Consider the following 26,102-nt stretch of genomic DNA (forward strand, 5'->3'; position numbering starts at 1 on the left):
GAATGATAATCTTCACACCTTTTGCTTATTAAGGAAAGAATATGTCTAATCTTAATTTTGATTTTGCTGAAAATGACTTTCGCCCTTTAGCAGCCCGTATGCGTCCAACAAATTTGGAACAATATTATGGACAGACGCATTTAATTGGGGAAGGAAAGCCTCTTCGTAAAGCAATTCAAGCAGGGCATGTTCATTCTATGATTTTGTGGGGACCGCCGGGTACAGGTAAAACAACACTGGCAGAAGTTATTGCTCATCGTATCAATGCAGAAGTTGAACGGATTTCAGCGGTAACAAGTGGCGTGAAAGAAATTCGAGAATCAATTGAGCGCGCGAAACAAAATCGACTTGCAGATCGCCAAACGATTTTATTTGTGGATGAAGTGCATCGCTTTAACAAAAGCCAACAAGATGCGTTTTTACCCCATATCGAAGATGGTACGATTATTTTTATTGGTGCGACAACGGAAAATCCTTCCTTTGAATTAAATAATGCATTGCTTTCTCGTGCGAGAGTTTATCTACTCAAGTCATTGACAGTGGCTGAAATCGAACAAGTTCTACAACAAGCGATTTCTGATCCTGAGCGAGGATTAGGTAAAGAGCGGTTAGTTTTAGAAGAGAATTTGCTACAGGTTTTAGCTGAATATGTGAATGGTGATGCTCGCCTGGCTTTAAACTGCCTTGAATTGATGGTGGACATGGCTTCTGAAACTGAAAACGGTAAAAAATTAGACCGCACTTTGTTGAAAGAAGTATTAGGTGAGAGACAAGCTCGTTTTGATAAACAAGGCGATCGCTTCTATGATTTGATTTCCGCTTTACATAAATCCATTCGAGGCTCCGCAGCAGATGCTGCGCTTTACTGGTATGCGCGAATTATTACTGCAGGCGGTGATCCTCTTTATGTTGCAAGACGTTTATTAGCGATTGCATCAGAAGATGTAGGAAATGCGGATCCTCGTGCAATGCAAGTGGCTCTAGCAGCTTGGGATTGTTTTACGAGAGTGGGCGCTTATGAAGGAGAGAGAGCCATTGCGCAAGCCATTATTTATTTGGCCGTAGCGCCGAAGAGTAATGCGGTTTACAACGCATTTAATGCAGCCAAACAACATGCAAAAGATTTTCCTGATTTCGATGTGCCACCTCATTTACGTAATGCGCCAACGGCTTTAATGAAAGAATTAGGTTATGGCGCTGAATATCGTTATGCACATGATGAACCTAATGCTTATGCTGCTGGAGAAAATTATTTCCCACCGGAACTGAAAGATACGCAGTATTATTTCCCAACTAATCGTGGTATGGAAATTCAAATTAAAGAAAAGCTTGACCGTTTACAAGAGCAAGATAAAAACGCATCAAAAAAGCGCTATAAATAGTTTCTTCTCAAACGGTAAATATAAAAAAGTGCGGCTAAATTTGGCCGCACTTTTTGTTATCACTTAAAAACGCATTATTTTGCTGCTTTTAACTCTTGGTAATACTGTTCGTAATATTGAATCGCATCACCTACATCATCTTGCCAGTGGCTTTTTTGAAGAATTTCAGCTGTTGGATAAATAGATGGATCTTCAGTGATTTCTTTTGGAAGCACTTTTTTCGCTTCAAGGTTAGCTGTTGGGTAACCGATCGCTAAAGTCAATTTCTCTGCTGCTTTTGCACCTAATAAGTAGTTAATTAACTTGTGTGCACCATCTGGGTTTTTAGAGGTTTTAGGAATCGCTAAAGTATCAACCCAAAGAACAGGACCTTCTTTTGGGAACACCATATTTAATGGTGCTTGTTCTTTTTTAGCGATACGCACAGAGCCATTCCATAACTGACCTAATTCTACTTCACCAGAGATGAAAGAGTTTGCAGGGTTATCAGAATTGAAAGAAAGTACGTTTGGACGTAGTTTTAACAACTCTTCATAAGCTTGTTTAATAATTGCAGGATCTTTGGTATTTGGATCTTGACCAATTTTTAATAACGCAATATTGAATACTTCACGCGCATCATCCAATAATTGGATTTTGTTTGCATATTCAGATTTCCAGAAATCGCCCCAAGAAGTGAAGTCAGAACCTTTATAGGTATTGGTATTAAATGCAATACCTGGCGCACCTAACAACTGAGGAAGTGAGTATTTATTGCCTTTATCATAAGGTTTGTTGAGCCAATCAGGGTCTAATTCTTTGATAACAGGTAATTTACTGTGATCTAATTCTTGTAGCATGCCTTCGCGTCCCATTTTAGATACGAAGTAGTTAGATGGTGCAATCACATCATAACCACCAGCATCACCTTGGGTTTTCATTTTGGCATACATCGTTTCATTTGATTCAAGACTTGCTACGATAACTTTGATACCAGTTTCTTTTGTGAAGTCATCTAAAAGACCATCTGGTACGTATTCAGTCCAAGTATATAAGTACACAGTATCATTTGCTGGAGCCTGTGCTTTTGTTGCATCAGACTTGGCTTCTTTGTCGTTACAAGCAGTTAATGTAGCGGCAACTAAACCGGCAGTAAGCAAACCTGCAAATTTTTTCATTTTTGTTTGTTCTCCGTAAAAGAGGGGTAAAAAACCACCTGCATTAATGCAAGTATAAAAAAACGCCTTGATTGTGCGTCAAGGCGTATTCTATTTGATCTTAAAAGATTTGTGAAACCTTTTTATATCAATGTTTAATGATTATTTTTACGTGCGACTAATTGGCTTAAAATTACTAATCCTAATGAAAGCACGATCATAATCGTTGCTAACGCGTTTACTTCTGGTGTTACCCCTGTTTTTACAAGAGAGAAGATACGCAATGGTAGGATTTCATAGCTTACACCACTTACGAAAGAGGATACAACAACATCATCTAATGAAATAGTAAAGCTTAACAACCAACCAGATACCACTGCCGGTAAGGCAAGCGGTAGGATAATTTTACGCAAAATAGTGACTTCGCTAGCACCTAAATCTTTCGCCGCTTCAAGCATTCTTGCATCAAAGCCATTTAAACGTGAGAAAATCGTTACGGTAACATAAGGTAAACAGAATGTTACGTGCGCCAATAGTAATGACCAGAAACCTAACGAAATCCCTACAACCATGAATAAGGCAAGTAGAGAAACCGCCATTACGATATCTGGTGACATCATGACGATAAATAACATACCACTTACTGCTTGTTTACCACGGAAACGATAGCGATAAAGTGCGATAGCAGTTAAACCACCCACAATTGTCGCTAATGTTGCAGCAAAGAAAGCAATAGTGACAGAGTGGAACGCAGCTTGGATTAAGGTATCGTTATTAAATAAACGCTCATACCAGTTCCAACTAAAACCTTTCCAACTTAAACCATAACGGTCTTCGTTGAAGGAGTTAGTCACCAAAATAATAATTGGGATATACAAATAAGCGTATACCACAAACATAAAAATATTACGTAGTAAACGACTCATTATTCTAACTCCACTTTCTTATTCAACAATTTATTTGCACGATAGTAAACGAAAATCAACAATGCCATTAAGATGGTTAAGCCGATACTGATCGCTGAACCAAATGGCCAGTTACGAGAAATTAAGAATTCACTCTTAATCACGTTACCGACTAATAATACTTTCGCACCACCAAGTAAGTCAGCTACATAGAACATACCCATTGCAGGTAGTAATACTAATAAACAACCGGCTACGATACCTGGCATGGTTAATGGCAAAATAACACGGAAGAAACGTTGAACAGCATTCGCACCTAAATCTCTTGCCGCTTCTAATAAACGTCCATCTAATTTTTCAATAGCAGAGTAGAGCGGTAGAATCATAAATGGTAAAAGGAGATACACTAAACCAATGATTACAGCTACTTCGGTATTTAAAATACGAATAGGCTCACTCAAAATCCCCATATCCATTAACATGGTATTTAACACACCTTTCACACCAAGGAATACTTTCATCCCATAGATACGAATAAGTGAGTTTGTCCAGAATGGTAATACCACGAGGAACAACAAAAATGGACGATATTTTGGATTAATTTTGCTGACCATAAAGGCAAATGGATAGCCAATGAGTAAGCAAATAATCGTCGCGATGCCAGACATATACAATGAATTCCACACAACCTGTGCATAAAGCGGATTAAACAGGTTTGTGTAGTTCTCTAAAGTAAATGGCAAAGCATAAAAGTCACTACCATCTCGGGTTAAAAAACTTACGGTTAAAACCAATAAGTTTGGAATTAGCACAAAGAAGATTAACCAACTGAAGATAATTGCAACAGTAATTTTCTGGAATTTATTATTGATTATCTTCATCGTTGAGTACAACCTCCCAACCTTCGTGCCATGTAATACCTACACGTTGACCAACGCTGTGATCCATATGTGGGTCATCTTCGTTAAAGAATTCGCTCACTAATACGCGTTTACCGTTGTGATCAAATTCTACTGTAGACTCAAGTGTCATTCCTTTATAGGTACGATCCACAATGCGACCAATAATTGCATTTGAGTGCTCATTTTCGTCAAGCTCTTCAATCACAATATCTTCTGGGCGTAATAACACTTGTAATTTTTGACCTTTTTCAGCAGAGATGCTCGTGTGAATATCACATACACGACCTTCTACGTTAGCAAGTAATTCATCGTCAGACTTACGTTCAATCACAGTAGCATCAAATACGTTAATTTCACCGATAAAGCGAGCAACGAATAAGTTGGCCGGATCTTCATAGATTTCGCGTGGTGAACCATCTTGTGCAATTTTACCTTTACGCAACAAAACGATACGGTCAGACATGGTGATCGCTTCTTCTTGATCGTGAGTAACGAAAATAAAGGTAATGCCAAGTTGACGCTGTAATTGTTTAAGTTCATTTTGCATTTGTTTACGCAACTTATAATCCAGCGCAGATAAAGATTCATCAAGTAGCAACACTTTTGGCTTATTCACAACAGCACGAGCAATTGCGATACGTTGTTGCTGACCACCAGAAAGTTGAGCTGGTTTACGGTCGGCCATTTCTTCTAATTGCACCATACGCAATGCATCCAGAACGCGAGGTTTAATTTCGCTTTCTGCCACTTTTTGCATACGCAAACCAAAAGCCACGTTATCAAAAATCGTCATATGCGGGAATAACGCATAACTTTGGAATACGGTGTTAATGTGGCGTTTTTCTGCCGGAACATTAGTAATATCTTCACCGTCCAAAATAATATGACCTTCATCTAATTCTTCTAAACCCGCTAACAAACGCAAAACTGTAGTTTTACCACAGCCTGAAGGGCCAAGAATGGTGACGAATTCACCATTATTAATAGTTAGATTGAAATCATTAATGATTGTGTTGGAACCATAGGATTTTTTGATAGAACGAAGCTCAATAATAGGCTTGTTTTGAACCAGATTTTCCACTAGCTTTGGTTTTCTCCCTAATTTCACCAATTTTATTGGTACTGAGTAGAAATAAACCTGCAAAAATGATGCAGGGGCGACATAAAATTGAACAGATATGATATAGCGAATTGTTAATGATGAAAAGGATTTAATCATGTTTTTAGGAAAAAATTTATCAAAAATTTGACCGCACTTTTTTCAGAAAATTTTATAACTCTCCACTTTCTTGTTATATATCAAGAACTGTAACGAATTTTGGGATTAGACTAGTGCTGGTATAAAGGAGAATTTTAAAATGGAAGAACATAATAATGAATTATTGCAGCGATTTTTAACTTATGTCGCGTTTGATACGCAATCTAAATCGTCTGCAAAACATTCGCCAAGTTCAGCAGGGCAAATGAAGCTGGCTTTGCATTTGCAGCAAGAATTAATTGAACTAGGATTACAAGATGTCAATGTGACTAAGCATGCCGTCGTCACGGCTTATTTACCCTCAAATCATCCTGATTTAACACATACCATTGGTTTTATTTCCCACCTTGATACCTCCCCTCAATGCAGCGGTAAAAATGTTCAACCCGAAGTGATTGAAAATTATCGGGGAGGAGATATTGCGTTAGGTTTAGGAGAAGAGTTTATTAGTCCAGTGTATTATCCATTTTTACATCAGCTTATTGGCAAAACCTTGATTGTGACAGATGGAACGACTTTACTTGGAGCAGATAATAAGGCCGGAATCGCAGAGATTATGACCGCACTTTCTGTCTTGCAACAGAAAAATATCCCGCATTGTAATATACGAGTGGCATTTACGCCTGATGAAGAAATTGGCTTAGGGATGCATTATTTCCCATTGGAGGATTTTCCTTGTGATTGGGCATATACCATTGATGGTGGAGAAGTGGGTGAGCTCGAGTATGAGAACTTTAATGCTGCGACGGCAAAAATTACCTTTAAAGGTCGGAGCATTCATCCTGGTTATGCTAAAAATAAATTAGTGAATGCGCTTACGTTAGCTTGTGAATTTCAACAAGGTTTTCCAAAAGATGATGTCCCCGAAAAAACCTCAGGAAAAGAAGGTTTTTTCCATTTAGATGATTTTAAGGGGGATATTGAGAAAGTTGAATTATATTATCTCATTCGAGATTTTGACCAAGCTAATTTTGAGCAACGCAAGGCGTTTATTTATCAACTAGTGGAAAAATTTAATAGAGTGAAAAGCCTGAAAGAGCCGGTGGAATGTGTTATTGAAGACAGTTACAAAAATATGTATGACACAGTCAAAAATGTCCCACAGGCGATTAAACTCGCTGACGTAGCAATGAAAGCTTGCGGTATTACACCAAATCACAAACCTATACGTGGCGGAACGGATGGAGCATTTTTAGCAGAAAAAGGATTAGCTTGTCCAAATATCTTTACTGGTGGCTATAATTTCCATAGTAAACATGAATTAGTGACCCTTGAAGGGATGGAAAAAGCCGTCGAAGTGGTTATAAAAATAGCAAACTGTAAAGATTTGTAAATTAGTGTAAAGAAAAAGCTTGCATTTGTCAGAATATGTCAATATAATCGTTAGCGTTTTATCGAGATTCCTTTGATAAAGCTAAACTTTAGAGATTTTATTCATAAATTCCTTTTTGGTGCTCCTAAGAAATTAGGAGCTTTTTTTTACTCAAAATTCAGATCTTTACTTCAAAAACGGATTGCTTCGTTTTTCTTGTCCAATAGTTGTGTAAGGGCCATGTCCCGCAATGACAACCATATCATCGTTTAATGTAAATAATTTATTCTTGATTGATGAGATCAATGTGTCGAAATCCCCACGAGGGAAGTCTGTACGACCAATACTGTTTTGGAAAAGCACATCACCGGTAAAAGCAATATTTTTTTCATGTTCAATAAAACCAATGTGACCAGGTGTATGGCCAGGAAGATGAAAAATTTCAAAGGTAAATGTACCAATTTGAATTTTTTCGCCTTCTTGATTAAACCAGCGATCAGGTGTAAATGCAGAAATATAAGGCAAACCAAACTGCTGAGCTTGTTGTGGTAGACTTTCAAACAGAAAGCGATCTTCTTCCTGTGAGCCCCATATTTCAATATTAAAATGATCGCGAATCGCTTCAGCAGCCCCTACATGATCAAGATGGCCATGTGTTAATAAGACGGCTTTAAGGTTTAATTCGAGTTCTTCAATGCGTTGAATAAGCTTTTCCGCATTACCACCAGGATCGATAATTGCTGCATTTTTTTCATCATCCCAAATAAGTGAACAATTTTGCTGAAAGGCTGTAACTGGAATAATTTCAATATTCATCTTTTTTCCTTATCGTTGATAACAAAAAACCGCACTAAAGTGCGGTCTAAAATTAAACTGTTTTTTATGCACCACGCCATGTTCTTACAGGGCCAGTATCCACGTGAATAAAATTACTATACGGATAATATCCTACACCACCGCTATCAAGATTTTCAGCCGCTTGGCGTAATTTTGCTAAAGGTACACCAGGGATTTTAAAATCAATCGCTTGGCCTTTAATATGATAGCTGTTGCTTGCTACATCACGACTTTGTCTACGGCGCATGGCATTTGTCGCAGCACTACGATAGCCACAAATCACATCAATTTGTGCAGTGCGTAAACCTAAATTACTTTGTAAATGATAAAACTTCATGAAGAGATTCGGATCCATTCGGCGTACTTGGTCTGTACGACGATCTCTCATGAAGTAATCAAGTTTACCAAGTAGTGAACGATTAAATCCAGACGTAGCAGAGAACTCACCGCTTAATCGTTCATTGGTGTTGATATTATAGAAACTGAGAATGCGAGGTTTAGGGGTAGAGACCATCGCTAACACCGTACTCGGCATCATACTTGCGCCTAAAACGATGCCGCCTAATGAAAGCCATTTACGACGATTTTTGTCAATGTTACTCATTTTTTAGTCTCTTTTATTACCCATCTCTCACCCTAGACAATTTTTTCTTTAAAAAGTTCTAGCGTGAACATTGTTTAAAGATATTTTTTTACAACAGCCCAGTCAATACCATTAAAAGTCGCTGCATCATCGTATTTATAAATATCCGGTAAAACTTGTGTTTGACCGTTTTCAACCCATGCAGTCACATAATACAAGAATACAGGATCATTTGTACGAATGCTCGCAGACGTTGTTTTCTTACTTTCTAAAACACTGCGTTTTTTATCTTCTGACCAGCCAGCTTCTTGTAACAAGATAGATGCAAGTTGATCAGATTTTTCTACACGCACACAACCTGAGCTTAATGCACGGTCTTTTTTGCTGAATAAGCTATGATTTGGTGTATCGTGAAGATAAATTGCATCAGAGCTTGGCATATTAAATTTATAGTTACCTAATGCACTGTCACCCGCTGCTTGACGGATACGATACGGGAATTTATCACCGATGCTACTCCAATTAATTGAGTAAGGATCTATAGCGTTACCTTTGCTATCTAGAATAGAGTAGTTGTGTGCAGCGGCATAGCCTGGGTCACGTTTTAATTTCGGTAAAATATCTTCATTAATTAAGCGTGTAGGGGCATTCCAAGGCGGATTAACAACCACATTGCTCAAACGGCTGTACATTACTGGTGTACGACGTTCATTTTTCCCTACAATAACGCGAGATTCTAAAATTGCTTTGCCATCACGATAATATTTCAATTGATAGCTTGGAATATTAACAAAGATTCCATTTTCAAAGTCAGGAATAACACGTAAACGTTGTGCATTAAGGGCAAGTTTTTTACCCATTGCAGAAATACCTGAAGCTGAAATCATTGACGGTAGCGATTGTACCGTTTCACGGTATAAACGATTATGGTTAGATAATCCATTTACAAAGCCCGAAACATCATTGTTTTTAACCGCACTTTGCCATTGGTCAATAATTTCTTGATTTGGTAATTCTGGTTTATAAGCATTCGCTGCGTATAACCAACGTTGTGCTTGTTGATTTACATTCTTGCTGTAATACAAGTAATCAAGGAAAGCATCACTTAATAATACATCATAGGTGAGCCCGCCCGTTTTTTCAGCGTTATGTAAATTAATTAATGATTGCGCAGAACGTTTAGAAATACCTGATGCTACCATTGCTGCATATTCACGTAGGAATTGTTTTTCTGCAGCCTTGTCTTTCCACATTAAGTCATATTTATTATCGGCATATAATTTAGCCAAAATTGGTTTGAACTGTAGATTTTGTTCACCAATTTCATGCGTTAATGACATCTCTAGCATCGCTTGTTTTTCAGCGGCTAAACGAGCTTGATCCTCTTTGATTTCAGCTTCAAGTTTTGCTCGCTCTTCAGGACTTAATTTAGACATATCAACGCCTTTATTTTCGGCTTGTTGAGGTTGCCCAACTGTTTTGGCCCATTCAGCTAACGCACAACCTGACGTCATCATTGATAATGATAAGACTAATGCGCTTAATTTCATTGTTCCTTTTAACATTGCTGTACCTTTAAAAATATTCATAAAAAATAACCGCACTTCAGTTCTTTTCATCTGCTAAAGTGCGGTCAAAATAATCGTTATTTTGTTGCTTTTGCCGCTTCTTGTTTTATTTCAGCATCCACTTTTTGTTGATTCGCGTTAAGTTTCACTAAATCAGCAGCCATTTTTTCCGCTTCTTTTAAGAAGAAATCAGGTGCTTCATAGTCTTTTGGCAAATCATCAATGTCTTTTAATGCTTTTTTACCTTCACGTTTAAAACGATCATTGAGATCTTTTAAACGTCTCGCATCATCTTTATCATTTTCCGCTTTGCGCTCTTGGAAATTCAATGATAAGAATTTACGCTCACGGCGTTCATCACGGATCTTAAGATCTTCATTTAAAGCAATAAATTCCGGATCTTTTGCAATACGCTCTAGATGTTTTTCATTTAATGCTTCAACATCTTTACGCGCTTTATTGGTTTCAGAATAAGTTGCCGGCGGAATTTTATCCCAAGGTAAGGCGTTATCTTCTTTTTCTTCACCAATTTCTTTAGCATCAATAATTTCAGGGAAATTAATATCTGCGGCTACACCTTTTAATTGGGTTGAACCACCATTAATTCGATAGAATTTTTGGATAGTATATTGCAATACACCAAGTGGTGTTTGATCTAAATCATAAACAAAGTTTAATGAACGACTTTGTTGTACCGTACCTTTACCAAAGGTATTTTGCCCAATAATGATACCGCGATTGTAATCTTGCATTGCTGCAGCAAAAATTTCAGAAGCAGACGCACTGAAACGATTAATCATTACCAACAATGGACCTTTATATTGCTGAGCATTATCATCATCTTCGTGTACACGAATACGTTGATATGCATCACGTACCTGTACAACTGGACCATCAGTGATGAATAAGCCACTTAATGCTACGGCTTCTGTTAATGCACCACCGCCATTTTCACGAAGATCCACAATTAAAGCGCCAATTTTTTTCTTCTCAGCATCCACTAATAATTTTTTCACATCATCAGTTAAACCAATATAGAAACTTGGGATTTTAATGACACCAACTGTTTCACCCTCTACTTTAGAAACAGTGAGTTTTGCTGCTTGGTCTTCAATACGTACTTTATCGCGAACTAAAGTGACAATACGGCTTTTTCCACCTTTTGCAGGTTCAATTTCAAGACGAACTTTTGTTCCTTTTTTACCTTTGATTTTGTCAACGATATCTTCTAAACGCCAACCGATAATATCTTCGATTTCGCCTTTTTCTTGACCAACACCAATAATTTTATCGCCTGCTTGTAATTTTTTACTGCGTTCAGCCGGTGCTCCTGGTACTAAAGACTTGATGCTGGTTTCGTCTTCTTCAGATTGTAATGTCGCACCAATTCCTTCTAAGGAAAGATTCATACTTTCATTAAAGCTTTTTGCAGTACGCGGAGCAAGGTAGCTTGTATGCGGATCGATTTCTCGAGCAAAGGCATTAATATAAATCTGAACAATGTCATCAGCTTTGGTTTGAGTTAGTCGACGAATGGCTAAATTGTAACGTTTAGTTAGTTTTTCTTTAATTTCAGGCCATTTTTTATCTTTTAATTTCAGGCTGATTACATCATTTTTGACACGTTCTTCCCAAAGCTTATTGGCTTCTTCTTCCGTTGCTGGGAACGCAGCTTTTTCACGATCGATCTCAATTTGATCATTACCTTTTAAATCAGGTTCTTGATCTAATAAAGATAATGCATAAGCATAACGCTCATAACGGCGTTTCATCATCAGATCGTAAATAGCAAATGCCGCAGAAAGATCGCCTTCATTAAGTTGATCATCTAATTTAGAACCATATTTAGCACGTAAATCATCAATATCTGATTTTAAAAAGGTGTTATGGCTGTAATCTAAACTTTTAATATAACGATCAAAAATCTTTTCGGAAAAGGTGTCATCAAGCTGAAATTTACGATAATGTGATTGGGTTAAACGTGTTGTTGCACGCTTTGTTGCTAACTGATTTGCATCAGTTGCCGAAGGAGTCGTAATATCGCTTTGCTTTAATTTCGGCTGCACGGCAAATGTGTCAGACGAATGAAGAAATAACGCACCTAAAATTGCTGTCGCAATAAGACTTTTGGTTGTATGTAATTTCATTTAACCTTTCCCGATAAGAAATAAATTATTAGGCAAATAAACGATCTGCGGTGACTGTCATCACTAAACCATTTTCAAGTTCTACGCGTGCGCCATCTTTTTCCACATTTAATACGGTCGCATTTTTCGCTTGTTCTGCTACTTTCACTTTCACTTTGCTACCTGCAGAAAGTGTTGTGAAATCAACCGCACTTAGTTTTACTTGCGGGGCTTTTGGTTTGCGAGTTGCTTGATTTGAATTTGGTTTACGAGCAGGTCGTTTTTGTTGTGCTTTTTTGGCTGCTAATTCTGCTTTGCGTTTTTCTGCAAATTTAGCTTTTGCATCTGCTAATTGTTGAGTCGCATGAGAAACATGTTCTGCGTCTAATACACCAGCAGGGTTGCCGTATAAATCCACACGCTCAGCACCTTCGCGACAGCCATGTAAATAGCGCCAGTTGGAGGTGTATTGACGTAAAGCCTGACGTAATTGAGTTTTGCTGACACGTTCATCATCTTTTAATGCTTCAGCAAGATCTTGGAAAAGACCAATTTTTAATGGTTTAGCTTCACCTTCTGCAATAAAGCAAAGTGGGAATTTTTCCACAAGATATGCAATGATCGCTTTTGTATCAGTTAATTTTTGAACGCCTTCAGCATTATTTTCAACTTGGGCTTCAACTTGAGAATCTGTCATTTCTGAGTTTTCCTAGGATAAAAAAATAAAAACTTGCACAGTTTACCGCACTTTTATAAGGATTGACAATGGTTGGACAGAATAATTCCGTTTCTAATTCTAATGAATAACTTCACAAATCCCCTTAATTCAGGCTAAAATAATCCACTTTTATAATTTCTGAAAACATAATGACAAAAACACCTGATTTTACTCATGCCACTTATAGACTAGTGCGTTGCATAGGATGCGATGCAACAGTGTCTGTTCGTCGTCCGCAAGAAGGGGAACACGCGCAATGTCCGCGTTGCCATCATAAATTGCAATCAGGAAGTCGTTGGTCACTTAAACGTTGTTCATTAATCGCCCTTTCTATCTTAATTTTAATGCCATTTGCTTTAGGCTATCCTTTATTAAGCTTAGATTTACTAGGTACTAAAATTGATGCTTCTGTTTGGAAAGGGATTTGGAAAATGGCAGTAGAGGGATATTCCTATACTGCATTTATGATTTTTATCTGTGCTGTTTTAATGCCTGTATCTTTTGCGATTTTAGTCATTATGTTGCAGCTTTCTAAATTACTCAAAATTAAGCCTCGTAATGTTTTATTATTTGTAGGATATATTAAGCCTTGGGTCATGTTTGACGTATATTTAGTTGCACTGGGTGTTACCATGTTTAAAGTGCGTGAATATGCCACATTAGAAGTAGATGTGTATTTAATTGCTTTTGTTTTTACTGCACTTTTAACCACGTTATTATTCATTAAAATTAATTTAGATGACTTGTGGCATGATTTTTATCCCGAGCAGAAACCGGTTACCAAAAGTGATAAACCGTTAGAACTTTGTACTGCCTGTGATTACACTTTTTTAAAAGAAGATCAAGAATACGATCACCGTCATCGAGCAATTTGCCCACGTTGTGCATCGCTTATTGAAACACCTGATAGTGTGAAATTACAACGTGTTTGGGCGACATTAGTGGCGGGGATTATCATGCTTTTCCCCGCAAACTTGCTCCCAATCTCTGGCGTTTATTTAACAGGAAGTTTGTCACAAGATACCTTGATGTCGGGAGTGATGTCATTTATAAGCATGGGCAGCTATTTTGTTGCTTTCGTGGTATTCTTCGCCAGTATTTTTGTGCCAATAAGCAAAATCCTCATTATGTTGTATTTACTGGCAAGTGTGCATTTTAAATGGCGACATTCAATTAAATGGCAAATGCGGCTATTACATATCGTTCACTTTGTTGGACGTTGGTCAATGCTGGATCTTTTTGTGTTAGCCTTGATGATGTCTCTAGTGACACGCGGACAGATTATTAATTTTACTGTAGGCCCTGCCGCATTTTATTTCGGTGCAGCAGTGTTTTTAACTATGATTTCAACTTCTCAGTTTGATAGTCGATTAATTTGGAAAATTTATGACAGAAAACAATAAACCAGAATCTCAATCTATTGATGAGCAATATAACAATGTAGAAGCGTTATTACGTAAGAATAAACGCATCTCACCGTTTTGGTTGTTACCTTTTATTGCATTATGTATTGGTGCGATTTTATTTTTCCAAATTGTGCAAGAACAAGGAAAGATGATTACGATCACGTTTTCTAATGGTGCAGGGTTGGTTGCAGATAAAACACCGATTCGCTATCAAGGTTTGCAAATTGGTGTTGTGAAGAAGGTTAACTTTACTGACAATATGCAAAAAGTGAAAGTTGAGGCAAGTATTCATTCTGAAGCCACCGATGTGTTAAAGGAAAATACTAAATTTTGGCTTGTGCAACCGAGCGTATCGCTCGCGGGGATTTCAGGTTTAGACTCTTTAGTGTCAGGAAATTACATTACGCTTCAACCAGGTGATGGTGATTCAGAAAATGAATTTATTGCGGAAGAACAAGGGCCTATTGCACAAGTAAATCCTGGCGATTTATTAATTCATTTAATTTCGGATGATTTAGGTTCGATTTCAATTGGGGCTTCTGTTTACTTCAAAAAAATGCCGGTCGGGAAAATTTATGATTACCGCTTCAATAAAGAGAATAAAGTTGAAATTGATGTGGTGATTGATAAAGCCTTTACACGTTTTGTGAAGAAAGATTCACGCTTCTGGAATATCAGTGGTATCAACGCTAACATTAATGCATCAGGTGTAAATGTAGAGATTGATAGTTTAAATTCAGTGGTGCAAGGTGCGGTATCATTTGATTCACCGCCAGATAGCCCGCAAGCTGTGACTAATAGCCACTATACACTTTATTCTAACTTGCAAGCGGCTAAACGAGGAATTGAAGTTGAGGTGACTATTCCAGTGACTGCGGGTTTAGATGCAGGGCAAACCTCGGTTTATTATGGTGATGAGCAAGTGGGTCTTCTTTCATCTTTAAGTGCGGATGAAAATAATGAAGAAATTTTAAAAGGCACATTATTAATCGATCCAAACCAAGCTAACCTCTTAAAAACGAATACACGTATTGTGTTAAAAAATCGTAAGTTAGATTTGGGTGATGTGGCTAATCCGAAAAAATTCTTCCGCGGAGATTATTTTGAAATTATTCCGGGTAGTGGAGAAAGCAAAACGCAATTTGATGTGATTCGAGAACATGAGTTATTACTCAAAGCACCGAATACTTTAATTTTAACCTTAACCGCACCAGAAACTTATGGTATTACTGAAGGGCAATCGGTGTTTTATAACAATATTGCTATTGGTCAAATTGTGAAGCAGCACTTAAATGTTGATGGTGTGAAATTTGAAGCGGCAATTGCGGCGGAATATCGCAATCTTATTCATGAGAACACTCAATTTGTGGCTGCCTCTAATTTTGATGTAAGTTTTGGTATAGACGGATTACGTTTTGAATCAGCAACACCATCAAAATGGCTACAAGGTGGGGTGAGAGTATTACCTAAAAAAGGAAGTGGTGCTCCACATTCAAGCTATCCACTTTATAAAGATATCAGTAGTGCAGAAACGGGCATTACGGGTAACTTAGTGAATCCAAGTATTGTGCTACATTCCACTAATTTGCCAAGTATTAGCAAAGGTTCTGTGGTGCTTTATCGTCAGTTTGAAGTGGGTAAAATTATTAACGTAAGACCGAAAGCCAATAACTTTGATATTGATGTGTATATTTATCCGGCTTATCAAAATCTTCTTACAGATAAAAGTGTATTCTGGGTAGAAAGTGCAGCACAAATTGATATTACGCCGAAAGGCATTAGTATTCAGGCTTCTCCGGTTGCTCGTTCATTAAAAGGGGCGATTAGTTTTGATAATACAGGATCAGGCAAAAATAAAACCCTTTATCCAAGTGAATTGCGAGCCAAATCAGCAGGACAAGTGATTACGTTACTCACAGATGATGCAACCGCTTTAAGTAAAGGAATGAGCTTGCGTTATCTTGGTATGAATGTGGGTGAGGTCGAGCAGATTGCCCTTGATCAAAAAACAAATCGCATCACCGCAAAAGCATTAATTAACCCAAGTTATATGGGAATGATTGCAAAAGAGGGTACTGTATTTAAAGTGATTTCTCCACAAATCTCAGCGGGTGGAATTGAAAACTTAGATAGCCTTTTACAGCCTTACATTGATATTGAATTAGGCAAAGGTCAACCAAAAACACAGTTTAATTTAGCACAAACTGCACAACCTCGAAATAAATACAGCAATGGCGTGCCATTTATTTTGGAAACCAGTGATGCGATGAATTTAACGGAAGGCTCACCAGTGCTTTATCGCGGAGTTGAAGTGGGAACCGTTCGTAAGTTTGAATTGAATTCTTTAGGCGATCGTGTGTTGGTACATATTGCGATTACACCGAAGTATCAACATTTAGTGCGTAAAAATTCAGAGTTCTGGGTTTCATCGGGTTATGATTTCAACCTTGGTTGGAAAGGGGCTGAATTTAATACCGGTAGTGTACAACAATTGTTGAAAGGCGGTATTTCGTTCTCGACCCCATCGGGTAGTACGATCGTTCAACCACAAGCGACGGTAAATCAGCGCTTTATGTTACAAGTGAAGAAACCAGCTGAAGCACAGACTTGGAATTCAGGTGCATTACCAGCAAATCAATAAAACATAAAAAGAAATAACCGCACTTCTGAATCATCAAAGTGCGGTTATTTTTTTAGTTATTTTGAATAGTGTTATAGGTGTTATTGTCCCATATTTTTGACTGATTTTAAAAAGCCTTTGGCTGAAGTATAGACTTCATCTTTGCCCTGAGCATGTAAAATCATATCCGACATTTCTCGGAAAGCGCCTTTCCCGCCTCCAAGTGCAAGCACATAATCCACGGCATTTTGCACATAAGGTGCAGAATCTGCCACGGCAAAAGAAAGGCCACAGGTTGTAAAAGCGGGGAGATCTACGCTGTCATCACCAATATAGGCTGTTTGGTCCGCGGTAACACCGGCTTGTTTCATGAGATCCAAACAAGCACTTTCTTTTTCAAGCTTACCTAAAAAGAACAATTTAATTCCGAGATCACTAATTCGCTTACGCAGAATCGCCGAATCTCTGCCCGATAATACGGCTACTTGAATACCTGCATCCATCAACATTTTGACGCCAAGTCCATCGCGCACATGGAAACTTTTAATCGCTTCGCCATTTGCATCATAATGGAGTAGTCCGTCAGTTAATACGCCATCGACATCGGTGATGACTAATTTAATTTTCTTTAATTTTTCGTTAATCATTAGCTTGAGAACTCCACTAAGCCCACAACATTATTTTCATCATTGACCACAACAAGAGAGTGAATTTTTTTCTCTTTCATCAAGTCTTCTGCTTTCGCTAAGAATTCATTTTCATGAATAGTTTTCGGTGAAGAGGTCATGAGCTCTTTCGCGGTCTTATTAAGTGTATCGGCACCGTTAGCCGTTAATGCTCGGCGCACATCACCATCGGTAATAATGCCTTTAAGTTGTTGGTTTTCCATGACTAATGCCACACCCATACGACCTTCATTCATAATAGTTAAGCAATCAGTGAAGCTGGTATCTGGTGTGGTAATCGGCAATCGAGTTTGCATTTGATCTTTCACTTTGCATAACAAACGACGACCAAGGCTGCCGCCAGGATGGAATTTCGCAAAATCAGCCGGTTGGAAATGACGGGCTGTAATTAATGAAACCGCAAGAGCATCGCCTAAGGCTAAAGTCACTAGAGCTGAAGTGGTTGGTGCGAGATTGTTTGGACAGACTTCGCGTTCGACAGTGATATCTAAAACATAATCCGCATGGCGAGCAAGCGTTGAGTTTTTATTGCTAGTTAGGGCAATAATTTTATTACCAAAGTTTTTGAGACTTGGAATGAGTTTATTTACATCGTCAGTTTCACCGCTATAAGAAATCAGCATCACGATGTCGATGGGTTTTAACATACCTAAATCGCCATGAAAGGCTTCGGTCGGGTGAAGGAAGAAACTTGGTGTTCCTGTAGAAGCAAAAGTCGCCACCATTTTTTTGCCAATTAGCCCCGATTTACCAATACCACCAATGACCAAACGACCTTCGCAAGCAAGGATAAGATCCACGACTTGAGAAAACTCATCATCTAAGCGTTGGCTTAGTTGTGCGAGCGCTTGGCTTTCAACAGAAAGTGTTTCTCGTGCGATTTGTAAATAATTCATAGGAAATCCTTATGATAAAAGTGCGGTTGAAAATAACCGTGTTTTGCAGGGCTATTCTAACGGAAGTTATTAAAAATAAGAATGAAAATTTGACCGCTCTTTGAATTCCCCCTATACTACGCCGCGAGTTGGTTAGACAATCGCTGGTTTATTGAAGCCCTTAACCGTGTTCGCACGACCTAGTGGGACAAGTAAACGAGAGGAAAGTCCGAGCTACAAAGGGCAGAGTGCCGGATAACGTCCGGGCGGCGTGAGCCGACGACCAGTGCAACAGAGAGCAGACCGCCGTGAAAACGGTAAGGGTGAAAGGGTGTGGTAAGAGCACACCGTGCCGTTGGTAACAACGTGCAGCAAGGTAAACTCCACTCGTAGCAAGACCAAATAGGAACTCAATGGGTGGCCCGTCCAGAGTTCGGGTAGGTTGCTTGAGCGGCAGAGTAATTTGTCGCCTAGAGGAATGATTGTCCACGACAGAACTCGGCTTATCGACCAACTCAACAAATTCATCAAAAAAATGGCCGCACTTTTGTTTTTTTCATTATCCTACTCGGGATGGAATGAATAAAAGTGCGGTCATTTTCTTTTGTATTTTACCACAAGCTCATTTGTTCTAAATGGCTTTCTTCCGGTAAGTTCACGTGTAATCCCACAAGACGAATAGACTTCCCATGGCTACGTTGCCAAATTTGTTCCAGTAATTGTTGAAAACTTTTTAGTGATAAAGGCAAGCCTGTTTTTTCTAAGGTTGTCACCTGAAAATCTTCAAACTTTAATTTCACCCCAATTTTGCGAAAAGCGGTTAAAGGGATATTCGGCGCACTTCGTTCAATACGGCGAATAAGCTCGGCATAGAGATTATCTAGCAACGCTATACCTTGTTCGAGATGACGAATATTTTCAGATAAAGTGCGTTCTACGCCGATAGATTTTCGTTCTCGATGTGCTTGAATTTCACGATCATCAATGCCATGGCTAAAATCCCAAATTCGCTTACCCATTTTACCGAAGATATTTAACAAAATAGATTGATCGAGTTTTTGCACATCTTCGCAAGTTTCTAATCCCATTTTCAATAAACGTTCAGAGGTAACTTTGCCCACGCCAGGGATTTTTTTCAATGGCAGTGTTTTTACAAACTGTTCAACTTCATGAGGTTGAATCACAAATTGTCCGTTCGGTTTATTCATATCGGAAGCAATTTTGGCGAGAAATTTAAGGGGCGCCACACCAGCAGAGGCGGTCAGTTTTAATTCATCAAAAATCGCTTGGCGAATTTCTTGTGCGATCCAAGTGGCAGATCCTGAACATTGTGTACAATCCGTGACATCCAAATAAGCTTCATCTAATGAAAGTGGCTCAATGATAGACGTATAGCGTTGAAAGATCTGATGAATTTGTGCGGATACCTGTTTATAAAGCGGCATATTAACGGGCACTAAAATCAGATTAGGGCATTTTTTGATGGCTTGTGCCGTAGGCATCGCACTGTGTAGCCCAAATTTTCGTGCTTCATAATTACAGGTCGTGAGTACACCACGTTGTCGAGAACTTCCCCCCACGGCGACAGGTTTTCCCTGTAGCGTTGGATTTTCACGGATTTCAACAGAGGCATAAAAGCAATCCATATCAATGTGAATGATTTTTCGGGTGGAGTTCATGCTATAAGTGTGGTCAAAATTAGGCGTGTTTTTAGTATATCGAAAAGAAAACAACTGTTCAACTATACAGTAATTAAAGAGCCCACATTACGTGGGCTAGAGAAGAGAATTAACGATCTGAGAGAACAGTTTTATCACCAAGCTGGATAACGCGTTCAATAGGATAAACATCAATTTTTTCTTGTTGGTTCATAAAGACTTTGCGTGCATCTTCAGCCAATTGAACAAATGGAATTTGTAAATTAATATTGATGGATTTGCCTGGTTGTAATGGAGTTTCTAAATTGATTTGCATATCTTGGCTGTAAATAACTTTACGGTTATTCACATATACGCCCACCCATTGAATGTTTTTGATTGGTTTTTGACCAATGTTAGTGATTTCATGTTTGAATGCACTTAACGCTTGGCCATTTTCATCAACCACCATTTCACGATTACCAATATTGATGGCAAGGTATTTGTCGATGTTATCACTCGCTTTTACCGCTTGTTGTTGGGTTTGTGTCGCTTTTGCTGGTGTTGCTTCTTTTGCAATAACTTGCATGTTAAATGCTAAACATAATGCACCTAATGAAAGTGCGGTCAGAGATTTTAATGTTTTCATTATTCGATTCCTTATAAAAAAGTGGCAAAATTTTACCCTAACTTCTTAGGTTAATAAATAGCTTCTTTTCCTTTCTTGGATTTTTTGATAAACTGCCGAACGATTTTGGGGCTGATTCTGGATTCGACGGGATTAGCGAAGCCCAAGGTGCACGTCGAGGTGCGGTAGGCCTCGTAAATAAACCGCAAAAAAATAGTCGCAAACGACGAACAATACGCTTTAGCAGCTTAATAACCTGCTCATAGCCTTCGCTCCCCAGCTTCCGCTCGTAAGACGGGGATAAAGCGGAGTCAAACCAAAACGAGATCGTGTGGAAGCCGCTGTTTGAGGATCGAAGCACTAAATTGAATCAAACTAGCTTAAGTTTAGCGTGTCTGTCCGCATGCTTAAGTGAAATTAAAGACGAGACTAAACGTGTAGTACTGAAGGTAGAGTAATTTCGGACGCGGGTTCAACTCCCGCCAGCTCCACCACAAAATAAACCTATCAAGTCCTATGAAAGACTTTAAAGCCTTGAAAATAATAACTTCAGGGCTTTTTTATTATTCTTTCAAAAATTTATATAATTATCTTATTGTGGAAGTGGTCGATTTATTTTAATAAAACAAACCTAACCTAAGGAGAATTATGGCGTTAATTAACTGCCCTGAATGTAATAACCAAGTAAGTAACCAAGCTTTAAAATGTCCGTCATGCGGTAAACAACTCCGCAAACCAAAACGTACATTTATGGGCAAGGTTTTTAAATGCTTATTTATTTTATTTAATGTATTAATGGCAATTTGGCTGATTGGCGGTGTTGCTTCAAGTGCTTATGTGATTAATAATACTATAAGTAATACTGAAAGAGCAGGTACGCTGCTTGGCACAGGATTAGGCGCAAGTATAATCCTTACACTTTGGGTAATTGGTGATGTGATTCTTGGTTTATTCGTTTTATTAACTCGCCCAAAAGCATAATCCTTTTAATGCCTGTTTTACAACAGGCATTTTTATTTATTTCTTAACCTTCTTCACGTCTATTTCTTCATCTTCTACTTTCAATTCGTATTCAATTTGACTGGTAAAACCGTCATCTGAAAGATAATGCATTAGTCTTGTTAGTAATCATAAATTACCGCTACCTAAAACGCACTTTTAAAAATTAAAGTAAAAAGGCATAATTGAAGCCCTCATTTTTCAGAATTATTTGTTGTAGGAGCAAAAAGATGAATATTTTATTATTAGATGGTGGTAAAGATTTCGGACATTCACACGGTGAGTTAAACCATACACTTCACAAAAAAGCGAAAGAAGTTTTGACCGCACTTGGACACAATGTAAAAGAAACCGTGATTGATGCCGGCTATGATGTTGAAGCAGAAATCGAAAAATTCTTGTGGATGGATGCCGTGATTTGGCAGATGCCAGGTTGGTGGATGCACGAACCTTGGACAGTTAAAAAATACATAGACGAAGTATTAACCGTCGGACACGGCAAGCTTTACCACAGTGATGGTCGCCATCGTGTCAATCCAACTGAAGGCTACGGCACAGGCGGCTTGTTACAAGGCAAAAAACACATGCTCTCACTTACCTGGAATGCGCCGATTGAAGCCTTTACCCGCGAAGGCGACTTCTTCGAGGGCAAAGGCGTGGATGCGTTATACATGCACTTTCACAAACTCAATGAGTTCATCGGTTTGACCCGTCTGCCGACATTCTTATGTAACGATGTGATTAAAAATCCACAAGTAGAACAATACTTAGCAGACTACCAAGCACATTTGGAAAAAGTATTCGGATAATTACAAAATATGAGTTTAGAAGGTGAGCATTTTAGCTCTCCTTTTTTATTTTTATCTAATCAAATTTCCTAACAGGGAGAGGAAGAGGAATAGACTGAGTTTAGATCACACAAGCGGTCTAATTTTGAACTGAATTTGCAAAAACACCTAAAAATCTGACCGCACTTTAAAATAAAAAGATCTAAACATCCTTAATTTGAAACTGCTTACGCCAGCGACTCGGTGAAATCTTATGTTTTTTCAAGAAGTGCTGACGCAAGGCGGTATCGCAATGAAATCCACTTTGTTCTGCAATATCAGCAATAGATAAATCTGTGCTATCAGATAGTCACGTCGCTGTTGTTACTGATAGTAATAGTGAGTATAGTGATCCATATGAATAAGTACGGTGGGGATTATTGGATTTTACCTAAGGAGAAATGTTCATGTTAATTAAAAAATTTCTTTTTACATGTTTTATTGCCATTGTTTTTGCCGATGCCAATGCTTGTACCCGCACTATTAACGAGGGTTGTGAGAAGACTATTCAATTTACAATGGATGATAATATTACCGTTTCCAATGTGATACATTGGGAAATCATGCCTGGAAAATATGTTCTGAATTTTAGACATTATCAAGCATCAGACTCGGAAGGAGTGGTTCATCGGTTGACTGAGAATCAGCTCATTAATGCCATTAAGTATTCCATTGCGCAAATCGATAAAAATAAATTGTATGCAATACAGTTAAACTGGAGCAACAGTGAAACATCAAGAAAGTCGGTTGAGAAAGCGCTTAAGGAAAATACTTCGTTGAGCGGCAGGTATTCGGCATTCGATAAAAAGATACAAAAGATTATAACGAAATCTTTTATTCAAAGCCCGTTCATACAGAATTTGTGCATGCAGATTGATAATCTGAAGATGAGCTGTAATTTCAAATCATATTTCTTAGAACCTCTTTTGTTTAAGACGGGGGAGTTTAGCTCCGGAAAAACTATTCGCTCAGATGGAAATGCAAATATCGACTGGATTGGTTTAGCTTCATATGAACTGTGGTTTAGTATTCCTATTAGTCAGTAAGCAAACATAGACTAAGTTGAAAACCCAACTTACACAAAGGTCGTCTGAAAAACTTTCAGACGACCTAAAATACATCCTCCTCAGGCGATAACAAAAGTTAGTCTCTACAAGACGGCTGTCCCTGTCATAAAAATACCGAGAAGAAGCCTAAGCTGCATCAGCACCGAAGATTAAAGAGGTGGCAAAATGTCCAGATTACTTTAGACCTTGCACGCATATGTACGCGACTATTGAATGGTATGCCATTTGATTTTAGAACTTCAGGTTGGACCGGTTTAGATTTGGGCATCTTCCATGAACATATTTTCTTTGATGATGGTACAAATATTGGATTTACAACTACAGGGCCATTTTCTGAAACAGCCCTAAAATAATTGCCAAATATAAATGCTCAGGAAAACATTATGATGATTTGAAAATGAAAAAAGCAGTAAATCAAGTGGAAGAAATGAGGGTGGTTTTACCTAAGAGTTCAAATCGACATGACGGAGTAGTTATTGGAAAAAAATATGGGAATAACACATATCATGTTGTGTCCAATAATTGCCAAGATTTTACTTCTGATGCCAAAAAAGCTTACAAAAACATTAAATAATCTAGGATTGAAGAATGAAATTTTTTATAAAAAAACTGTCTAGTAGTATATTATACTCTAATATCTTTATCATTCTGTATACTTTAATATTATCTTTTTTTTGCTTCTCTGAAATATTTGGTATTAAAAGGCTATGGTTTTATTTTTTATGGGTAATACATGGAGATGATTTAATTATAATGTATGTCCCAATTTTATTTTTTATAACACAAATATTTTTTACTTTAAGAGGCAAAAGGGAAAATAATAAGAAAAATTATCTTGCAAACTCTAAATCTTATTTTTATTTATACAATTAGTTATTTTATATTTTATATAATATTTTTTAGTTTTTTCTACAATGGGGAATAGCTATAAATTCTCCTATCAAGTTATCTAGAAAGAAGTTTTTACGTATGTTAAAAGCAGACGAAAGTAGACAAATTTAGCAAATATTGCAGCTTTATATATTTAAGTAGGGGCTGTACTAGATTAGCTCTAAATTCCACACCAATCCCGCAGGATTTTAAGCTGTTGAGACGGTGTGCCGAAGTTAAATCGAAATTCGCATTCTTTCAAGAAAAGCGGGAAAGATTTGCGCTCGATTCCGTTGTATTTTCGCAAGACGCATTTTGCCTGATTCCAAAAATTCTCAATCCCGTTGATGTGGTTCAGATGGTCTGCAAGCGCTTTGGAATGGTTGATGTGGTGATGGATAAAACCGCTGACGCCAGGCTTGTCATAGCTGCTCAGGCTATCCATGTAAACAATGCTGTCCGGCATGATTTTCTGTTTGATAACAGGCAAAGCATCGGACTTGGCATTATCTACGGCAACGATATAGACCCGTCCGTTACGTTTCAGAATGCCGAAGACGACAACTTTCCCTGATGCACCTCGACCGCGTCTGCTCCTGCAGCGTCCGCCGAAATAGCTTTTATCCATTTAGATCAAACAAGCGGTTTTAATTTTAAATTGAATTTGCAAAAACATCTAAAAATCTGACCGCACTTTAAAATAAAAAGATCTAAACATCCTCAATTTGAAACTGCTTACGCCAGCGATTCGGTGAAATCTTATGTTTTTTCAAAAAGTGCTGACGCAAGGCGGTATCGCTATGAAATCCACTTTGTTCTGCAATATCAGTAATAGATAAATCTGTGCTTTCCAAAAGCTCTCTTGCTCGTTGTAGCCTTGCTTCAATTAACCATTGATTTAATGACATTCCGGTTGCTTTACGGAAATGTCGGGTGAAAGTGCTACGGCTCATTGACAAACGTTCTGCAAGACTATCAGTCGAATGAAGTGCGGTCAGATTTTCATTTAAATAAGCAAGCAACGCATTGATATTATGATTAGGTGTCGAACGAGAAATAGGGCGTTCGATAAATTGTGCTTGTCCGCCTTCACGATGAGGGGGGATAACCAGTATTCGGGCAATATGATTGGCAATTTTCACACCATATAATTTACGGACAATAGAAAGACAACAATCCATGGAAGCTGCCGTTCCTGCTGAGGTAATCAGTCGATCTTGTTCCAAATAAATAGGATTTAAATCCCATTTCACCTGCGGAAAGCGACTAGTAAAATCACTATCTCCTAGCCAATGTGTGGTTGCTTTTTTGCCGTTAAGTAGACCACTGCACGCTAACACATAGGCACCATAACATAAACCCACTACTGTCGCACCACGTTGATATGCTTGCCGTAATGCTGTTAATAAAGCCTCACTCGGCATCACTTGAGTATTATGCCATCCAGTCATCACAACAATATCGGCATTCTCTAACCATTCTAAACCACCATCTAAATGTATGTGAAATAGCGAGTTTGTCAGGTTGTCCGAATCGCTAACGATTTTACAGTTAAATAACGGCTTGCCGTTTAAATCCAACATAGAAAAAACGGAATATGCCATCGCAAAATGAATGGGCATCATTTGTTCATACACAATCAAAGCAACTGTGGGTTTATTCATTTTATTTCTCCTACTTTGATATGAGCATAACACAGAAATGACCCGATTATTACGTTTATTGATTTTTTATCTATTTTTGAACAATTTTGTTCTCAC

22 protein-coding genes, 2 other RNA genes and 1 pseudogene are annotated in these 26,102 nt (G+C 38.1%); 10 read left to right on the top strand and 15 right to left on the bottom strand.

The features are described 5' to 3' along the window. Positions 1-41: 41 nt before the first annotated feature. Positions 42-1,382 (top strand): replication-associated recombination protein A, encoded by a 1,341-nt coding sequence (locus tag INQ00_RS06490; protein ID WP_197546554.1) that lies wholly within the window; start codon positions 42-44, stop codon positions 1,380-1,382. 74 nt (positions 1,383-1,456) lie between these two features. On the opposite strand, the gene INQ00_RS06495 is transcribed toward INQ00_RS06490, so the two are convergent. The 4 genes from INQ00_RS06495 to potA all read right to left on the bottom strand — a co-directional run bounded on the left by INQ00_RS06495 (position 1,457) and on the right by potA (position 5,406). After that, positions 1,457-2,539: an extracellular solute-binding protein gene (locus tag INQ00_RS06495; RefSeq protein WP_197546555.1), complete on the bottom strand. Its 1,083-nt coding sequence runs from the start codon at positions 2,537-2,539 to the stop codon at positions 1,457-1,459. 134 nt (positions 2,540-2,673) lie between these two features. Further along, positions 2,674-3,444, bottom strand: a complete 771-nt coding sequence (gene potC / locus INQ00_RS06500) for a spermidine/putrescine ABC transporter permease PotC (RefSeq protein WP_054419951.1) — start codon at positions 3,442-3,444, stop codon at positions 2,674-2,676. Continuing rightward, on the bottom strand, positions 3,444-4,304 hold the full coding sequence (potB, locus tag INQ00_RS06505) for a spermidine/putrescine ABC transporter permease PotB (protein ID WP_049384975.1): 861 nt from the start codon (positions 4,302-4,304) through the stop codon (positions 3,444-3,446). Before potB ends, potC begins: the two co-directional genes overlap by 1 nt. Beyond that, positions 4,288-5,406 (bottom strand): spermidine/putrescine ABC transporter ATP-binding protein PotA, encoded by a 1,119-nt coding sequence (gene potA, locus INQ00_RS06510; protein WP_005698520.1) that lies wholly within the window; start codon positions 5,404-5,406, stop codon positions 4,288-4,290. Before potA ends, potB begins: the two co-directional genes overlap by 17 nt. Before the next feature lie 277 nt (positions 5,407-5,683). Between potA and pepT the strand changes: the two genes are divergently transcribed. Next, positions 5,684-6,916, top strand: coding sequence for a peptidase T (gene pepT / locus INQ00_RS06515; RefSeq protein WP_197546556.1), 1,233 nt, complete (start codon positions 5,684-5,686; stop codon positions 6,914-6,916). Between the two features lie 165 nt (positions 6,917-7,081). Here the strand turns inward: pepT and INQ00_RS06520 are convergent, their stop codons facing one another. The 5 genes from INQ00_RS06520 to proQ form a co-directional block, all read right to left on the bottom strand. Then, on the bottom strand, positions 7,082-7,711 hold the full coding sequence (locus INQ00_RS06520) for an MBL fold metallo-hydrolase (RefSeq protein ID WP_197546557.1): 630 nt from the start codon (positions 7,709-7,711) through the stop codon (positions 7,082-7,084). Positions 7,712-7,775: 64 nt separating this feature from the next. After that, positions 7,776-8,336, bottom strand: a complete 561-nt coding sequence (gene mepK, locus INQ00_RS06525) for a peptidoglycan L,D-endopeptidase MepK (RefSeq protein WP_197546558.1) — start codon at positions 8,334-8,336, stop codon at positions 7,776-7,778. 74 nt (positions 8,337-8,410) lie between these two features. Continuing rightward, on the bottom strand, positions 8,411-9,880 hold the full coding sequence (locus tag INQ00_RS06530) for a L,D-transpeptidase family protein (protein ID WP_197542904.1): 1,470 nt from the start codon (positions 9,878-9,880) through the stop codon (positions 8,411-8,413). Positions 9,881-9,960: 80 nt separating this feature from the next. Continuing rightward, the gene (gene prc / locus INQ00_RS06535) at positions 9,961-12,030 is read right to left on the bottom strand and encodes a carboxy terminal-processing peptidase (RefSeq protein ID WP_197546559.1); all 2,070 of its coding nucleotides are present in this window, start codon (positions 12,028-12,030) and stop codon (positions 9,961-9,963) included. Positions 12,031-12,058: 28 nt separating this feature from the next. Then, positions 12,059-12,706, bottom strand: coding sequence for an RNA chaperone ProQ (proQ, locus tag INQ00_RS06540; RefSeq protein ID WP_049368979.1), 648 nt, complete (start codon positions 12,704-12,706; stop codon positions 12,059-12,061). Positions 12,707-12,876: 170 nt separating this feature from the next. Here proQ and INQ00_RS06545 point away from each other — a divergent pair, with 170 nt between their 5' ends. Continuing rightward, positions 12,877-14,130: a PqiA/YebS family transporter subunit gene (locus INQ00_RS06545; protein WP_197546560.1), complete on the top strand. Its 1,254-nt coding sequence runs from the start codon at positions 12,877-12,879 to the stop codon at positions 14,128-14,130. Beyond that, positions 14,114-16,774, top strand: coding sequence for a PqiB family protein (locus INQ00_RS06550; RefSeq protein ID WP_197546561.1), 2,661 nt, complete (start codon positions 14,114-14,116; stop codon positions 16,772-16,774). The genes INQ00_RS06545 and INQ00_RS06550 overlap by 17 nt, the downstream gene beginning before the upstream one ends. 80 nt (positions 16,775-16,854) lie before the next feature. On the opposite strand, the gene INQ00_RS06555 is transcribed toward INQ00_RS06550, so the two are convergent. Then, positions 16,855-17,400, bottom strand: coding sequence for a KdsC family phosphatase (locus INQ00_RS06555; protein WP_420026368.1), 546 nt, complete (start codon positions 17,398-17,400; stop codon positions 16,855-16,857). Then, positions 17,400-18,335, bottom strand: a complete 936-nt coding sequence (locus INQ00_RS06560; RefSeq protein ID WP_005698585.1) for a KpsF/GutQ family sugar isomerase — start codon at positions 18,333-18,335, stop codon at positions 17,400-17,402. The genes INQ00_RS06555 and INQ00_RS06560 overlap by 1 nt, the downstream gene beginning before the upstream one ends. 124 nt (positions 18,336-18,459) lie before the next feature. Between INQ00_RS06560 and rnpB the strand changes: the two genes are divergently transcribed. After that, positions 18,460-18,836, top strand: an RNA gene (gene rnpB, locus INQ00_RS06565) — RNase P RNA component class A. A gap of 89 nt (positions 18,837-18,925) precedes the next feature. Here the strand turns inward: rnpB and dinB are convergent. Continuing rightward, positions 18,926-19,993, bottom strand: a complete 1,068-nt coding sequence (dinB, locus tag INQ00_RS06570) for a DNA polymerase IV (RefSeq protein ID WP_070592278.1) — start codon at positions 19,991-19,993, stop codon at positions 18,926-18,928. 109 nt (positions 19,994-20,102) lie between these two features. Further along, positions 20,103-20,600 (bottom strand): hypothetical protein, encoded by a 498-nt coding sequence (locus tag INQ00_RS06575; RefSeq protein ID WP_197546562.1) that lies wholly within the window; start codon positions 20,598-20,600, stop codon positions 20,103-20,105. A gap of 107 nt (positions 20,601-20,707) precedes the next feature. On the opposite strand from INQ00_RS06575, the gene ssrA reads away from it, so the two are divergent. The 5 genes from ssrA to INQ00_RS06605 all read left to right on the top strand — a co-directional run bounded on the left by ssrA (position 20,708) and on the right by INQ00_RS06605 (position 24,046). Then, positions 20,708-21,073, top strand: a transfer-messenger RNA (tmRNA) gene (gene ssrA, locus INQ00_RS06580). A gap of 154 nt (positions 21,074-21,227) precedes the next feature. Further along, entirely contained in the window at positions 21,228-21,560 is a 333-nt protein-coding gene (locus INQ00_RS06585) for a zinc ribbon domain-containing protein (RefSeq protein WP_065243169.1), read from the top strand. A 248-nt stretch (positions 21,561-21,808) separates the two neighbouring features. Continuing rightward, positions 21,809-22,387: an NAD(P)H-dependent oxidoreductase gene (locus tag INQ00_RS06595; protein ID WP_197546563.1), complete on the top strand. Its 579-nt coding sequence runs from the start codon at positions 21,809-21,811 to the stop codon at positions 22,385-22,387. A 425-nt stretch (positions 22,388-22,812) separates the two neighbouring features. Continuing rightward, complete coding sequence (locus INQ00_RS06600; protein ID WP_197546564.1) at positions 22,813-23,451, top strand: hypothetical protein; 639 nt, start codon at positions 22,813-22,815, stop codon at positions 23,449-23,451. A 418-nt stretch (positions 23,452-23,869) separates the two neighbouring features. After that, positions 23,870-24,046, top strand: coding sequence for a hypothetical protein (locus INQ00_RS06605; RefSeq protein WP_197541916.1), 177 nt, complete (start codon positions 23,870-23,872; stop codon positions 24,044-24,046). A 477-nt stretch (positions 24,047-24,523) separates the two neighbouring features. Here INQ00_RS06605 and INQ00_RS06610 read toward each other — a convergent pair. Beyond that, a pseudogene (locus tag INQ00_RS06610) lies at positions 24,524-24,970 on the bottom strand (IS1595 family transposase); the annotation flags it as partial. 82 nt (positions 24,971-25,052) lie between these two features. Beyond that, entirely contained in the window at positions 25,053-26,006 is a 954-nt protein-coding gene (locus INQ00_RS06615; RefSeq protein ID WP_197546565.1) for a GlxA family transcriptional regulator, read from the bottom strand. Positions 26,007-26,102 lie beyond the last annotated feature (96 nt).

The sequence above is a fragment of the Haemophilus parainfluenzae genome, from assembly GCF_014931275.1.
Taxonomy (GTDB): Bacteria; Pseudomonadota; Gammaproteobacteria; order Enterobacterales; family Pasteurellaceae; genus Haemophilus_D.